This window comes from Pedobacter sp. GW460-11-11-14-TSB4, assembly GCF_059423705.1.
This window is the reverse complement of record NZ_JBWKYI010000007.1, coordinates 63,772-78,367: the sequence shown is the minus strand read 5'-3', so window position 1 is coordinate 78,367 and position 14,596 is coordinate 63,772. Positions and strand designations below refer to the sequence as shown.

At 39.7% G+C, this 14,596-nt stretch carries 13 protein-coding genes; 6 read left to right on the top strand and 7 right to left on the bottom strand.

The window, feature by feature from the left end; all coding sequences use genetic code 11:
• Window positions 1-3 precede the first annotated feature (3 nt).
• The gene (locus AC07YT_RS09205; RefSeq protein WP_086548808.1) at window positions 4-2,490 is read right to left on the bottom strand and encodes a TonB-dependent receptor; all 2,487 of its coding nucleotides are present in this window, start codon (window positions 2,488-2,490) and stop codon (window positions 4-6) included.
• Window positions 2,491-2,707: 217 nt separating this feature from the next.
• Here AC07YT_RS09205 and AC07YT_RS09200 point away from each other — a divergent pair, with 217 nt between their 5' ends.
• Both AC07YT_RS09200 and AC07YT_RS09195 read left to right on the top strand, forming a co-directional pair.
• Complete coding sequence (locus tag AC07YT_RS09200) at window positions 2,708-3,637, top strand: NAD(P)-dependent oxidoreductase (protein WP_086548809.1); 930 nt, start codon at window positions 2,708-2,710, stop codon at window positions 3,635-3,637.
• 386 nt (window positions 3,638-4,023) lie between these two features.
• Complete coding sequence (locus AC07YT_RS09195; protein ID WP_086548810.1) at window positions 4,024-4,491, top strand: OsmC family protein; 468 nt, start codon at window positions 4,024-4,026, stop codon at window positions 4,489-4,491.
• Between the two features lie 243 nt (window positions 4,492-4,734).
• Here the strand turns inward: AC07YT_RS09195 and AC07YT_RS09190 are convergent, their stop codons facing one another.
• A complete protein-coding gene (locus AC07YT_RS09190) occupies window positions 4,735-6,615 on the bottom strand; it encodes a M1 family metallopeptidase (protein WP_086548811.1) in 1,881 nt (626 codons plus the stop codon).
• 359 nt (window positions 6,616-6,974) lie between these two features.
• On the opposite strand from AC07YT_RS09190, the gene greA reads away from it, so the two are divergent.
• Window positions 6,975-7,448: a transcription elongation factor GreA gene (gene greA, locus AC07YT_RS09185; RefSeq protein ID WP_029276724.1), complete on the top strand. Its 474-nt coding sequence runs from the start codon at window positions 6,975-6,977 to the stop codon at window positions 7,446-7,448.
• Between the two features lie 88 nt (window positions 7,449-7,536).
• Window positions 7,537-7,935, top strand: a complete 399-nt coding sequence (locus tag AC07YT_RS09180) for an HIT family protein (protein WP_086548812.1) — start codon at window positions 7,537-7,539, stop codon at window positions 7,933-7,935.
• 57 nt (window positions 7,936-7,992) lie between these two features.
• Here AC07YT_RS09180 and AC07YT_RS09175 read toward each other — a convergent pair whose 3' ends face one another.
• Window positions 7,993-8,853 carry a hypothetical protein gene (locus AC07YT_RS09175; protein WP_086548813.1) on the bottom strand — a complete coding sequence of 287 codons (861 nt, stop codon included), beginning with the start codon at window positions 8,851-8,853 and terminating at the stop codon, window positions 7,993-7,995.
• 177 nt (window positions 8,854-9,030) lie between these two features.
• Between AC07YT_RS09175 and AC07YT_RS09170 the strand changes: the two genes are divergently transcribed.
• Window positions 9,031-9,672, top strand: coding sequence for an RNA polymerase sigma factor (locus AC07YT_RS09170; protein WP_494945287.1), 642 nt, complete (start codon window positions 9,031-9,033; stop codon window positions 9,670-9,672).
• On the top strand, window positions 9,669-10,859 hold the full coding sequence (locus tag AC07YT_RS09165; protein WP_086548814.1) for a porin family protein: 1,191 nt from the start codon (window positions 9,669-9,671) through the stop codon (window positions 10,857-10,859). The genes AC07YT_RS09170 and AC07YT_RS09165 overlap by 4 nt, the downstream gene beginning before the upstream one ends.
• Here AC07YT_RS09165 and AC07YT_RS09160 read toward each other — a convergent pair.
• The 4 genes from AC07YT_RS09160 to AC07YT_RS09145 all read right to left on the bottom strand — a co-directional run bounded on the left by AC07YT_RS09160 (window position 10,856) and on the right by AC07YT_RS09145 (window position 14,574).
• On the bottom strand, window positions 10,856-11,746 hold the full coding sequence (locus AC07YT_RS09160; RefSeq protein WP_086548815.1) for a pirin family protein: 891 nt from the start codon (window positions 11,744-11,746) through the stop codon (window positions 10,856-10,858). The two genes, AC07YT_RS09165 and AC07YT_RS09160, sit on opposite strands and share 4 nt — an antisense overlap.
• Before the next feature lie 513 nt (window positions 11,747-12,259).
• On the bottom strand, window positions 12,260-13,360 hold the full coding sequence (locus AC07YT_RS09155) for an NADH:flavin oxidoreductase (RefSeq protein WP_086548816.1): 1,101 nt from the start codon (window positions 13,358-13,360) through the stop codon (window positions 12,260-12,262).
• An 11-nt stretch (window positions 13,361-13,371) separates the two neighbouring features.
• Window positions 13,372-13,674 carry an ArsR/SmtB family transcription factor gene (locus AC07YT_RS09150; RefSeq protein ID WP_086548817.1) on the bottom strand — a complete coding sequence of 101 codons (303 nt, stop codon included), beginning with the start codon at window positions 13,672-13,674 and terminating at the stop codon, window positions 13,372-13,374.
• A 366-nt stretch (window positions 13,675-14,040) separates the two neighbouring features.
• Window positions 14,041-14,574, bottom strand: a complete 534-nt coding sequence (locus AC07YT_RS09145; RefSeq protein ID WP_494945286.1) for a hypothetical protein — start codon at window positions 14,572-14,574, stop codon at window positions 14,041-14,043.
• Window positions 14,575-14,596 lie beyond the last annotated feature (22 nt).

Genomic DNA, 14,596 nt, shown 5'->3' with positions numbered 1-14,596 from the left:
TTATTAAAATGATCCCTCATCAGGACGGTTATCCTGCTGATCGTCTTTCTTCTTTTTAGCACCCGTAAATGTTGTTTTTCCAAACCGGTAAGAGAAGGTTAAGTTACCCATTGTTCCCTGCATCTGTCGTTCAAAATCAACAATAGTTGCTTTGTCTTCTGTGGTCATGCTCCATCTTCTGGTGTTAAATACATCCCGAACATTGAAGCTTAAAGATGCTTTTTTGTTTGGGAAATCGTATTTGGCTCCACCATCAATGCCGTACATGGCGTTGCGTTTTCCCTGTGCCATTACTTCTGGTGCACGGTAATCGCCGCGTAATTGTAATGAAACATCTTTAACAACCGTTAAATTAGCCGTTATGTTGGCATTCCAGCTAAATCCACTGCTCGATGCAATATCAAATCTCGCATCTCCGGCAAATTTTGCCTGGTATAAGTTTACATTGGTGGTAAAATTTAAAGCTTTAATCAGATCAAAACGGCCAATCAATTCTACCCCGCTGTTAATCTGGTGTGATAAGTTTTGAGGGGTTGACGTAATGATCCCGTTAACTGGCGTACTTCTTACCCTTTGAATGACATCATTGGTTTGACGGAAATATAAACTCGATGTTAAGGTTACTTTTTTCCAGTATTTGCTATAACCCAATTCGAAAGAGTGCACATCCTCAGGCAATAAATTTGGGTTACCACCTCTGTAGTTTAAAGGATCTGAAACGTCTAAAAATGGATTGGTATCCCAGGGACGAGGGCGGTTTACGCGGCGGGTATAACTCAATTGAAGCTGATTATCGCCCTTTAGTTTTTGTGTTAAGAAAACACTTGGATATAACCTTTTGTAGTGGATATTTCCTTCTGCAGTAGTTAATACATTGTTTGTATAACCTTCCAAGTGGGTGTCTAAACGCGCATCTTCAGCCCTTAAACCCAATTGGTAACCAAAATCTTTAATCTGGTTTTGGTAGTTTAAATAAAGTGCATGCACCTGATCTTTGCTATCGAAACCATTAATCAACTTGTTGTTACGTACATAAACCTCCGTATTGGTTGGAATTGAATCGGCATATTGATCGTTATTTCCTAAGCGGATCTGACTGCGGTAACCTACTTCAACTTTACCCGCTTTACCAACAGGTAATGCATAATCAGTCTGGATGTTGTAATTGGTGTTATCGCCTGTATTAAAAACCCGTTGTAAACTTAAAGTTTCATCAATCGGCACGCCATTTCGGTTCGTGGTATTGGTGCTGTAAGTCTGGTCGTTGTTATTTGTTCCGTGCGAATAGCCAAAGTTGAACGTTAACTCCTCTTTAGGCTTACTAAACTTCTGAACGTAATCTAAATTCAAATCATAACTTTTTCCGTAACCATCATTATTATTGGTTCTGTTGCTCAATAAAACTGGCGACTGGTTTGAATTTAATTGTCTGATGTCAAGCAACTCATTCCGCTCATTTTCCCTCGAGTTAAAACCGCCCGATAAGCTAACGACGCTTTTTGGTGCCAGATAATAATCTAGCCCCGCTTTGGCATTGTGCCCCTTATCATTAGAGGTAGAAACCGTATTCTGATTGGCGAAAGCTGTTGAGCTGGTTGGTGTTTTGTATGTGATGTCTTGAAAACCACCGCCCACACGGTTGCCGTAACGGTAGCCATAATTGCCATAAAGGTTAACTTTGCTATTCTGAAAGCTTAAGTTGGTGTTGGCATTATAGTTATCGCGGTTACCTGCAGTTAGTGCAACTGAACCGTTAAAACCAAGTTTTGTGTTTTTCTTCAATACAATGTTGATGATGCCTGATTGCCCTTCAGCATCATATTTAGCTGATGGGTTAGTAATTACCTCCACACTTTCGATAGAGCTGGCTGGGATTGATTGAAGAATCTGCGCTACATTACCGCCGGCAATTAAAGATGGTTTTCCATCAATTAATACTTTAACGCCTGTAGAGCCACGTAAACTCACATTACCATCCATATCGGTAGAAACAGAAGGAACATTCTGCAATAAATCGCTGGCTGAGCCACCTTCGCTGATTACGCTCTGGTCTACCGCGAAAATCTTTTTGTCGATACCCATTTGCATCGCCTGTTTCTGGCCTGTTACGGTAATTTCACTCAGCACATTTCCTTTTGCAGGATTCATTTTAATCTCGCCGAAGTTTAAGGTGCCGGTTGCAGCGGTAATGGCAACATTATCCCTAACCATGGTTTGGTAGCCTACAAAGCTTATTTTAAAGGTAAAGTTTCCGGTAGGGATATCGGCCATTACAAAAGCACCGTTAACATCCGTTTGCACAATTTTTGCATTTTTGGCCGTAGCCTTATCAATTAAAATTGCAGTAGCAAATGGAATGGTTTCTTGTGTTTTTGCATCTTTAAGTATTCCGGTAATTTTTGCTTTTCCACTTGTTTGTGCGAAAAGGTTAAATGATAAGCTTAAAAGTAAAAGGGTGATCTGTATTGTTCTCGATTGTAAAAGTCTCATTAAAAAATAAAATTTCGTATGTTTTTATAAAGGGAGACAAAGTAACGGCAACTTAGTTTAATTAAGGAGCCGTAACTATTTTATTACAGCCATTTTATAGTAATATTTTTGTGGGTAATGCACAGTTGACAGCTAACAATTTGCGGTTTTCAGTTTTGCGGAAACAATAAAAGAATATTACAATTGAACAATCAGCAAAATGTTACTTTTGTTCATTATGAATAAGATATTAATTGTTGATGATTTACACCCTGCATTTAAAGAGCAGGCTATTGCCATGGGCTACGAGGTTGATGATGAACCACAAATCACCCGTCAACAAACATTAGATAAAATTAAAGATTATACCGGTATTGCTGTCCGGACAAAATTTAGGATCGATGCCGAAATTTTTGCTGCAGCCCCAAATTTAAAATTTGTGGCCAGGGCAGGAGCAGGCCTGGATAATATCGATGATAAAATCGCTTTTGAAAGAAATATCGAACTGATTAACGCACCCGAAGGCAATTGCGATGCCGTTGGCGAACATGCTACCGGTTTACTGTTATCATTGATGAACAACTTCCGTAGGGCCGATATCGAAATCAGAAATGGCGTATGGGATAGGGAAGGTAACCGTGGCTACGAATTGAAAGGCAAAAAGGTTGGGATTATTGGTTATGGTTTTATGGGACAAAGTTTTGCAAAGAAGCTGGCGGGTTTCGAGGTTGATGTAATGGCCTATGATAAATACAAAACCGGCTTTTCTGATGCTTTTGCCCGCGAGGTAAGCATGGAAGAAATTGTGAAACACAGCGATGTGCTGAGTTTGCATATTCCCTTAACCGCCGAAACCAAACAGATGGTTGATGATGAGTATTTCTATCATTTTAAAAAGCCCATTTTCTTTATCAATACGGCAAGGGGTGAAATTGTAAATACACCGGCAGTGTTGAATGCCATTAAAAGCGGAAAGATTTTAGGTGCCGGACTGGATGTATTGCAAACAGAAAAATTCCCGGCCCTGGGTGAACAAGCTTGGTACAATGAACTTAAAAACAACGACAAAGTGATTTTAACGCCACATGTTGGCGGCTGGACATTCGATTCGTACCGTAAAATTTCGGAGGTTTTGGCCGAGAAGTTAAGCGGGCTTAGTTTCGATTGAGCATAATGCTGAATTATTTTGGTTTTGGAAAGCAAGGGCACTGCTAGTAGTCAAGGTTCTGTCCTGCTTTCCATTACTTCCGATGAAGAATCGGAATCATTACAATCAGGTTTATATTTTGCGGTTGCAACCTGCAAACCCTAAAATGAACTACTGTATCTGCCATCTAGCCCCGGGTGAAGCGTTACCCTGCAGGGCTGAGGTACGAAGCCCAAAGTGTATTAGCGAAACACGGGAGCCAATTCATTTTCTTGTACTGGCAATGCGCTCAAAAATAAAAGTTAATCGCTATTTAAACTTAATTTTTATAGTCTTGGGCCTAAAAAAAAGGTATAAATCTCAATTTTATTTTCTTAAATTGGCTATACAATCTAACCAATTTTATCATGCCGAAAGATCATTTATATTCAACTACAGTTACTTGGACAGGCAATAAAGGCTCAGGTACAATGGATTACCGTTCGTACGATCGCGATTATGTAATTTCAGTAAAAGGAAAAGCCGATATTTCCGGATCGTCTGATTCAGCTTTTCTGGGCGATAAATCTAAATATAATCCTGAAGATCTGTTGCTGGCATCTATATCAAGCTGCCATATGCTCTGGTATTTACATTTATGCTCTAAAAACGAAATTGTAGTAATCGATTATAAGGATGAGGCTGTAGGCACCATGGAAGAATCGGCCGATGGCAGTGGCAGGTTTAGAGAAGTTACGCTACATCCCCAGGTTTTAATAGCTGATAAAGCACATTACGAACTGGCAGCATCGCTGCATCACGAAGCCAATAAAATGTGTTTTATTGCCAATTCGTTAAATTTTCCGGTTAAACACGAACCGGTTCTCAGTTATTAGTTAACAGTTTTCAGTTGGTCGTCATATCGAACGGCCACTTATTTCATTACCCCTTATCGTCCTCGTTTGTAACGAGGATGCAGGAGAATGGCGATTTTATCGCCATATGTATGCTTAATCGCATTACAAATGCGGATCTCGGTAATCCCCGTTGCAAACGGGGACTATAAAGCTTGTCGCTTACAATAACAGTTTTCAGCTGGCCGTTTACAGAACTGCCAACTGAAAATTGCGAACTGTCAACTATTTAGCTGACCAAACATTATCTTTTGGTGTAGCATCCATGTAAATGCCGTTATCCAAACTGATCGATTTTACTTTTTTAGTGGTATTAAGCGTTACATTCACTTCTTTTTGGTTTGCCTTCCAAACTGCTGGTGTTTTGTGGATGGTGTCTGTTTTTCCATCGCTATACGTAACCACCACATTAAATGGAATGGCAAAACCGCCAACATTTTTAATGGTTACGGTCGATTTTTCTTGAGCTGGCGTTACTTTGGTAATGGCTAAATCGAGGTAGTTGTTGGTGAAGAACCAATTCTGGAAAAACCAGTTTAAATTTTGTCCGGATCCTGCATTCATCGAGTTAAAATAATCCCATGGAATAGGGTGTTTGCCATTCCAATTGCTCATATAGTTATGTAGTGCTTTTTTGAATAAGTCATCTCCTAACATATCTTTAAGCGCCAAATAAGATAGTGAAGCTTTTCCGTAAGAGTTATTCCCATAACCTGCACCCGAAACCTGGTCAGACATCGAAATAACCGGCTGGTCTTCTTCTGTAGATTTATCGTTAATGTATTTGTTTACCCTGAAACTTTTGTAAAATTTATCGGCGGCTTCTTTTCCATGTTCTGCAATGCCGATTAAATATTCGAATGTGGTGGCCCAGCCTTCATCCATATAAGCATAACGGGTTTCGTTAATGCCCATGTAAAAAGGAAAGTATGTATGCGCCACCTCATGGTCTTGAACCAATTGTGCGAACACCGGATCACCAAATTGAGAATCGTTAACCATCATAGGGTACTCCATATCGGCAAAACCTTGAAAAGCAATGGTTTTTACATAAGGATAGGGAATGCCGGGCCAATTGTTCGAGAACCAATCCAATGCATTAAGGTTGTATTTAACCGAGTTGATAAAATCTGTTCCGGTAGTTGGGTTGTAGGCAGCCTGTGCACTTGCACGGCGGTTGGTTTTTTTATCTACAATTACACTTGCTCCGTCCCAAACATAGTGGTTGCTCAGTGCAAAGGTGACATCCGTAATGTGTTTTACTGCAAATTTCCAGGTGTTCCAGTCTTTTTGCTGCGTTACTTTGCCGTCTTTCATTTCCTGCTCGGTAGCGATGTGGATGACTTCATCACCATTATACGATTTTTTTAAACGGGCAGAAATTTCAGGCTGTAACACTTCATCAGGGTTCAGAAAATCGCCGGTTGCATAAACCACATAGTTTTTAGGGGCTTTAATAGCGAATTCATAATCGTTAAAGTCGTTATAAAACTCAGCCCTATCGGTGTGTGGGATGCGGTCCCAGCCGTTATAATCATCATACACCGATATGCGCGGATAGCTATAAGCCACAAAAAAGGAGTTTGGATCAATCTGCCCCTCGCGACCGCTTTCTTTTGATAAGGGGTAATCCCACTCAATTTTAACAGTGATTTTCGATTTTGGTAACAAAGGTTTGTTCAACTTTACGTTTCCTACTGTTCCCCAATCTTTGCTGTCTACCTGATAAGTTTCGCCATCAACCGAAAAGGAGATGATGTTTAGACCTGTGCTTAAAAAGCCTTCACTTACCGCACCACCTCTTGGCGAAGTGGGTTTATGTAAGTTGTTTACAAAACGGATAGCCAGGGTTTTTAAGGTATCGGAACTGTTGTTGCTGTATAAAATTTCTTCTTTACCGCTCACCACTTTGGTTTCGGCATCTACCTTAATATCCATGTTGTATTTACCATGGTTTTGCCAATAATTGGGGCCAGGTTTTCCATTCATCGCACGCGTGCCCTTGGTATATGCTGCTTTAATATTTCGGGGCATATAAAGCTCTTGGGCAGAAACGGCATAAGCACCCAAACCAATGAGCAGGGCAATAGAGAATAACTTTTTCATTTTTACGAATAATTTTAGCTAAAATATAACTAATGCTTGAATTTTGGATAAGTGTATAAATGAATGTTACCATTGTGGTGATTCTGGCATATTATATAGCCTGATTTAGCTTTAACGATTGAATGAGCGCCTGATTAATTGAAAAAGCTTAATTTTTCATCATTTTAAGGGGTTAATTGAAGTTCCGAATTGATAGTTGGAAGTCATAAAAGCTTAAAATCTTGGTCACTTCTTAATTTTTTATTTGCTTTTGTAATTTCCACATTTTATCTTCGTTATAATTGAAGCAAGACTATGTAGCAAACCAACTATATAGTCTTGTTTGTTTTTTATAGCGTTTGAATAAAATTAATAGAGCAATGACAGAGGTAACATACTACACCCAAGAGGGGTTAGATAAATTAAAAGAGGAAGTTCATTATTTAACAACCACCGGTCGTCAGCTAATATCTAAAGCAATTGCAGAAGCAAGGGATAAAGGTGATTTATCGGAGAATGCAGAGTACGATGCTGCCAAAGAAGCACAAGGTTTGCATGAAGCAAAAATTTCAAAATTAAAGAATACCTTGGCAAACGCACGTTTAATTGATGAGTCTAAATTAGACTTATCGAAAGTACTTGCCTTATCGATTGTTAAAATAAAAAATGTTAAAAACGGCGCAACCATGACTTACCAGTTGGTAGCCGAAACAGAAGCCGATTTAAAAACAGGAAAAATTTCTGTTAAATCGCCAATTGCACAAGGTTTGTTAGGTAAATCGGTTGGCGAATTTGCCGAAATCGAAGTGCCGGCAGGTAAAATGCAGTTCGAAGTTTTAGAGATATCAAGATAAGGTAGAAGGCGGAGGGTTTAAGGCTTAAGGTCTGTTCTCCGCTCTAAATCCTAAACCTTACACCCTACACCTTTAACCCTATACCTTAATGACTATCTTTTCAAAAATTGTTGCTGGCGAAATCCCTGCACATGTTGTTGCTGAAACTGTAGAATATTTAGCCTTTTTAGATGTTCAGCCTTTAACAGCAGGCCATGTTCTGGTTATTCCGAAAATTGAGACTGATTATATTTTCGATATGGATGAAGATCTGTATGTGGGTTTGTGGATGTTTGCCAAAATTGTAGCGAAAGGTGTTAAAATAGCTTTCCCCTGCAAAAAAGTGGGCGTTTCGGTAATTGGACTGGAAGTGCCGCATGCACATATTCATTTAATCCCGATGAATAATGTAAGCGATATGAATTTCAGTAAAGAAAAACTGAAGCCAACAAACGAAGAACTGGCTGAGGCTGCCGAAAAAATTAAGCAAGCCTTACTGGAAGTATAAAAAGGGCCGGCTGTGAAAACACCAGCCGACCATTCTACCCGCCTAACCCAAATATTTTTACGGCGCCGGAGCAACTGTAGCATTTAGCTGTAATACCGGCCAGGTTAAGCCTAGCCCCTTTCCGATTACGATGCCGAGGTTATCTCCTCTTTTTACATCTGATATCCAGTAATACAAAGGCCATCCCTTATAGGTTAATTGTTTTTTGTTGATGGTGGCTACGGTAATTACGCCTACATCAGCTTTTACTATCGCTGACGGAACGTTAAGGACTTCAGATTCGTACACCGGCCAAATACCTTCTTGTGTTGCACTCTTGGTATAAGTATTTACACCATTTTTATCTGGCGCAAAAGCATACAAAGTACGTCCTTTGTTATCAGTTAAGTAAATGGTTTTGCCGTCACCAACTGCATAGGTGCTGGTATAATTGATATTGTTCGCTGTCAGTTGTGCATTGGCCAGCATTAATGAATAATCGGGTTTAGCTACAAACCAGATTCCAGCAACACCATCCCCTTTAATTTCGCCTGCTGCAGCATCATTTGCATAATAATAAAGCGGATAACCACGATAAGTACTTTGTTTACGTCCATCGGCACGGGTAACTTCACCAACTTCGGCCTTGTTCAGGTTTAAATCTGTACTGGCATCGGCAGAATAATAAAGTGGCCAGGTGGTTTCGCAACCACCGGTACAGGTTGGCGTACCGGCAGCATCAGAGGCAAAAAAGTATAAAGTTTTGCCATCTTTATCGGTTAATACTGATCCGAATTTAGCATCGGCTGCCAGTTGAATTCCCTTTTTGTTAGATGCAGGAGGCGTTGTCGGTTCATCTGAACTATTTTTTTTGCAGGCACTAAATACCATGGCCACACACAATACAGCCAATAGGTTTCTTTTTAAGTAGATTAGCATAAGATTTTTTTGTTTTTAGTTTTAACTTTAATCATTAATATGCCCGTATTACGCCATCAGGTTGTAAATGGTTGCTTGCAGAAACGAGAATTTTAGCCAAACCGAACGAATCATAATTATTTTAAAAAAAAATATTTTTTTTAGGCAACCTTTTGTAAATCCTCATCGTAATGTGTTTTGAAAGGAGAACTTGTGACCGCTAACCGCGACAGAGAAGATATTATTATACAAAAGCATATTCAGGGCTGCATTAGAAATGAAAGGGATAGTCAAAAAGCGCTATACAAACATTTCTATAGCTTTGCTATGGGTATTTGTTTGCGTTATGCAAACGATCGGTTGGATGCTGCGGGAATACTGAACGACGGCTTTTTTAAAGCTTTTAAAAACATCACTAAATACGAACCTAGCAAGGCTTTTTTGCCCTGGCTTGGTCGTATAATAACCAATACAGCTATCGACTATTATCGTGCTAATCTGAAATTTGCTGATCACGTAGATATTCTGGATCATGAAAATATTGCGCAGGTAAGTTCTGTGTACGATAAGTTAGCTTACCATGATTTACTGGCATTGGTGCAAAAGTTAAGCGCGGGTTACCGTACCGTTTTTAATCTTTTTGCCATTGATGGATATACACATGAAGAAATTGCCGAAATGCTGGGGATATCGGTAGGTACATCAAAGTCGAACCTGTTTAAGGCCAGGCAAAAATTACAGGAAATGTTAAAAGCTACAGAGGCGACAACTTACCAGGTAAGGAATTCGGAAGTAGATAGGAACCTTTTACAGGTAAGGTTAAACACAAATATGCAATGAAAGAGGGAAAAGATATAGATAAATTATTTAAGGATGGGTTGGAAAATCCCGATCTTCCTTTTAATGATTTAGATTGGGATAATCTGGAGGAGAGATTGCATCCAGCACCAAAAAGGAGGGTAGTGCCGCTGATTTGGTTAACGGCTGTGGCTGGGATAGCCGCAATGTTACTGGTGGTGTTTTTATTGGCTAAGCCAAATGGCGATCAACCTAAAAACAATCCGCTGGTGAAAACAGATACAAAAATTAACAATAAAGAGCATAACAAACCTATAGAGGATAAGGGAGATTTAATCAAGAAACCAACAGAAAATAATACTTCTTCCGGGAATGGTGAAGGAAGTTTATTGGCCGGGAATAAAGAAAATAATAAAGATACGAATGATGATAAAGTGGCTGAAACAAGCCAGGTTAATGCTGGTTTTTCTAAAGTTTTGGAGAGTAGTTATATCCATCAGAACCTTTTAGCCAATACCTTATATAATCCACAAATAAGCATTCAAACTAAACGAGTAGAATTAGAACAACAAAATCTGGTAGCTGCCCTTCCGCAAAGAAAACCGGAGAAAATGCCAACGCCATTGGTTAGGAAGACGCCAAGGTTTGTTTTAAGTATCCTGGCCGCACCCGATTTAACCAGTGTGCAAAATTCAGGTAAAAGTAGCTTTAGTGGCGGTTTTGGTGTAGAAGCTACGCTTTTCTTAACCCGGAAATTAAGTGTTACGACCGGCGCAGTTTATGCCAAGAAAATTTACGATTCAGATTTTAGCCAGTATAACCCTAACACCAATTATGTTTTTAAGGTAGATCCGGCAAATATCCACGCCAATTGCGATGTAATCGATATTCCAATCAATGTGAACTATAAGGTTTTTGATGGCCGTAGAAATTCGGTTTCGCTAAGCACAGGTTTATCCAGTTATTTAATGCTGAAGGAAAAATACAGTTATTCTTATAACGGAGCTTATCAGGGCCCTCAAAGTTTCGAAGTAAAAAACCAGAATCAGCACTATTTAGGTGTAGCTAATGTTGGGGTGGAGTTTCAACACAAAATAAATAATAATTTAAGCATCAGCGCTAAACCTTTTATGAAAATCCCTTTAACGGATATAGGTTATGGAAACTCTAAATTATCATCTACAGGTGTGGCTGTTTCGGTAAATATGAACCTGTTCAGAAAGAATTAATGTTTAATGTTGCGAATGGGGTCGGGCAGGGGTACAAAGCCTGTTTCGCCGGGAACCGGTTTAAAGCTTTGCTCCAGCCATTTAGTTTTGGCTTTTTCAATCAATTCCTTGTCTGATGCAACAAAATTCCAGTAAATAAAACGTTCTTCAGGAAAAGCTTCACCACCGAATATGTAAACCGTGGTGTTTTCGTGCATGGTAAATTCGCAGAGTTTGGCATCGTTGGCAATTAAAATTAAACGCGGTTCAAAAATATTCCCTTCACTTTCAATCGCACCTTCTAAAATATAAAGTGCACTTTCGCCAAACAGGTAATCGCCAATGTTTAACTTTTGCTGCTTAGTGCTTTTTAACTCTAAAAAATATAAGGGACTGTACACCGGAACCGGAGATTTATAACCAAAAGCTTCTCCGGCGATTAATTTAAAATCAACACCATCTTGTGTCCAGCCTGGAATGTCTGCCCCCTCTACGTGGCAAAATTCAGGTTCCATTTGTTCTAAATCTTTAGGTAAGGCTACCCAGATCTGTAAGCCATGGAGCATTTTGTCGCTATGACGGAGGTATTCAGGAGTTCTTTCTGAATGTACGATACCGCTGCCCGAGGTCATCCAGTTTACCTGTCCGGGTTTAATCACAATATCCGAACCCAAACTGTCTTTGTGTGTAATTTCGCCCTCGAACAAAAAGGTTAAGGTTGATAAGCCAATATGCGGGTGTGGTGGAACATCGAGGTTTTCATGATCGCTCAACGCGGCAGGACCCATGTGGTCGATAAAGGAAAAAGGACCAACCATGCGTTTCTCTCTGAAAGGCAGTAATCTGCCAACCATAAAATTGCCAATATTTGCAGGCCTTTCTTCGATAATGAGTTTAATGTTCGACATGGGATAATCAATTTTTTGATGACGTGAATTTAAGGAAAAAAATGCTAAAGCAGATGGTTTGGTAATATCTGTTGGCGCGAAAAACTAGTTTGTTTTTGGAAAGCAATAACAGAAGCTTTTAGGTTGTTGTTTTTCCGCTCCCGCTTCTCCCGACTTCATCTCGGGATTTGCTTTGATCGGGTTTAGGTGGCTAGGGCAATGCTACTGTCAGAAGTGAAATAAACCCGACCGACAGCGTTATCCTGATTTTTTCTATCAGGATTAAGCAAAGGGCGGGGCTGGAACAACCGAAGTAATACGGGTACTGCTTTTCAAACTATCAAGAAAATTTCCGTGCCCTCTGTGCTTCCGTGGCAGAAAATTTATTCCTAAACTGAGTTCTATGGTAACATCTGATGTCACGGGAAGATCTCTTCATTTCGTCGCGCTTCAGTAGAGATGACGGAATTATTGTAACAAAAAAGCATCCCTTTCGAGATGCCTTTCTAAACTTAAAAAGAAAAATTAAGATTTTTATACCAGTTCCATTAAAGCCTCTTTGCTAAAGCCTTTTAATTCTTCTGTGCGGTTATATTTAATTTTTTCTACCCAGTTCGGGTCTGCTAAAAGCGGACGGCCAACTGCTACTAAATCGAAATCACCGCGATCCATTCTGCGTACCAGTTCTTCCAATGAGCTAGGTTGTGAACTTTGACCAGCAAATGCGCCAAAGAAATCGCCATCCAAACCAACAGAACCTACTGAAATTGTTGCTTTTCCGGTTACTTTTTTGGCCCAACCGGCAAAATTTAAGTCAGAACCTTCAAATTCAGGTTCCCAGAAACGGCGTTGCGAACAATGGAAAATATCGATTCCGGCTTCGGCTAATGGGGTTAACCATTGCTCCATTTCCTGTTCGTTTTTAGCCAGTTTGAAATCGTAAGCAGCAGGTTTAAACTGCGATAGACGTATAATTAAGGCGAAGTCTTCACCAACTCTTTTGCGTACTTCCTTAATTACTTCAACACCAAAACGGGTACGCTCTGCTAAAGTTTTGCCACCATAAATGTCGGTACGGTTATTTGTACCCTCCCAGAAAAACTGATCAATCAGGTATTGGTGTGCACCATGTATTTCAACCGTATCAAAACCCAAAGCTTTAGCGTCGGCTGCTGCCTGGCCAAAAGCTGCAATGGTATCAGCAATGGCTGCATCGGTCATCGGTACGCCATTTTCAAAACCTGGTTTGTTTAGGCTTGATGGACCTTCGAAAGGTGTGCCTGGTAGCCAACCCGATGCATGGTTATCCATAATGCCCTGGTGCCAGATCTGCGGACCCATTTTACCGCCAGCCTGGTGTACACTTTTAATTACGTTTTCCCAGCCTGCTAAAGCTTCGGTACCGTAAAAATGTGGAATATTAGGATCTGCAGAAGATGATGGACGGTTAATTACGGTTCCTTCTGATAAAATTAAACCCACTTCACCAGCTGCTCTCTTTGCGTAATAGGCGGCAACTTCGGGAGTTGGTACGCCACCAGGAGAAAATGAACGCGTCATTGGCGCCATTACGATTCTATTTTTGATATTTAATGTTTTAAGGCTAAAAGGCCTGAATAAACTATCTGTGTTCATATGTTTCTAAATTATAATTCGGTATTGATGATTTCGCTTAATTTTTCTAAGCCTTCTTTATTGCGTTTGTAATAAGTCCATTGACCTAAGCGTGTTGAACTGATTAAATCAGCACGTTGTAAAATAGACAGGTATTCGGAAATGGTACTTTGCGACAGTCCGCTTTTAAGCTGAATTTGCCCAACGCAAACACCAACATTTTCAAAATCGGCATTGGGTTGTTCCGGAAAATGTATTTCTGGCGCTTTTAACCAGCCTAAAATCTGTAAACGTGTTTTGTTCGAAAGTGCTTTAAATATTTCTACCTGATCCATGGCACAAATGTATATCGACTTTTCCCGATATGCCAATTAAAAGAATAAAGTTTACAATTGCATGTAAAACTTAGCGATAAGTAAAATGAATGATGTTATGAGCGGAAAGATTTTTGTTGAATATTATTATCGATTTTAGAGAAGGGGCGTCATTCCCGCGCAGGCGGGGATCTTAATGCAGCATACAAAACCTAGATCGTGATCATGTCTTCTGTGCTTCCGTGGTTAAGATTAACCTTAGAGAAAAAATGGCCAAAAAAGAACGGGGATAAATCATACCGACCTATCCCCGTCATCTAAATTAACGCTCTCATATATATAAACAACCAAAAAGGTGATTTATTATATTTGATGTAAAATATTTTTTTATTTTTTTGCTGCAGGCTTTTTTGTGGCTGCTTTTGCTTTCTTTTCCGCTACTGGAGTCTCTTCAATCGCTTCCACTTTTTTCTTTGCAGGTGCTTTGGCTTTTTTAACTTCTACAGTCGGTTCTTCAATTTCTTCAGCTTTCTTTTTAGCAGGTGTTTTTGCTTTTTTTACTTCGGCAGGTGCTTCTTCAGCTACAACTTCTTTCTTCTTAGCCGGAGCTTTCGCTTTTTTAACTTCCGTAACCGGAGCTTCAGCAACAGGTTCTTCTTTAACTGCTACTGCTTTCGGCGCATGGTCTTGTTGCAGGTAGTTGGCCAGGATCTGTCGTAAATATACCTCTGGTTTAGGCATATTGATGATGGTTCCAGGTTCTTTATCCTGAGATTGCTTGATGTAAGCCGATTTAATTTTGCCCCAATCTTTAGAGTAAAGTCTGATAAACATCTCTACAAATTGTTCGTCTGTATATTTTTTAGGCAACCTACCCAGCACTGCCTGAATTTTTTCTTCTTTTTTATGTAATACCGCCATCGATTTTATTTTGTACAAAGAT

Bases quoted from the DNA above. Each gene is read 5' to 3' on its own strand.
- AC07YT_RS09205 (WP_086548808.1), bottom strand. From the start codon at position 2,490: ATGAGACTTTTACAATCGAGAACAATACAGATCACCCTTTTACTTTTA.
- AC07YT_RS09200 (WP_086548809.1), top strand. From the start codon at position 2,708: ATGAATAAGATATTAATTGTTGATGATTTACACCCTGCATTTAAAGAG.
- AC07YT_RS09195 (WP_086548810.1), top strand. From the start codon at position 4,024: ATGCCGAAAGATCATTTATATTCAACTACAGTTACTTGGACAGGCAAT.
- AC07YT_RS09190 (WP_086548811.1), bottom strand. From the start codon at position 6,615: ATGAAAAAGTTATTCTCTATTGCCCTGCTCATTGGTTTGGGTGCTTAT.
- greA (WP_029276724.1), top strand. From the start codon at position 6,975: ATGACAGAGGTAACATACTACACCCAAGAGGGGTTAGATAAATTAAAA.
- AC07YT_RS09180 (WP_086548812.1), top strand. From the start codon at position 7,537: ATGACTATCTTTTCAAAAATTGTTGCTGGCGAAATCCCTGCACATGTT.
- AC07YT_RS09175 (WP_086548813.1), bottom strand. From the start codon at position 8,853: ATGCTAATCTACTTAAAAAGAAACCTATTGGCTGTATTGTGTGTGGCC.
- AC07YT_RS09165 (WP_086548814.1), top strand. From the start codon at position 9,669: ATGAAAGAGGGAAAAGATATAGATAAATTATTTAAGGATGGGTTGGAA.
- AC07YT_RS09160 (WP_086548815.1), bottom strand. From the start codon at position 11,746: ATGTCGAACATTAAACTCATTATCGAAGAAAGGCCTGCAAATATTGGC.
- AC07YT_RS09155 (WP_086548816.1), bottom strand. From the start codon at position 13,360: ATGAACACAGATAGTTTATTCAGGCCTTTTAGCCTTAAAACATTAAAT.
- AC07YT_RS09150 (WP_086548817.1), bottom strand. From the start codon at position 13,674: ATGGATCAGGTAGAAATATTTAAAGCACTTTCGAACAAAACACGTTTA.
- AC07YT_RS09145 (WP_494945286.1), bottom strand. From the start codon at position 14,574: ATGGCGGTATTACATAAAAAAGAAGAAAAAATTCAGGCAGTGCTGGGT.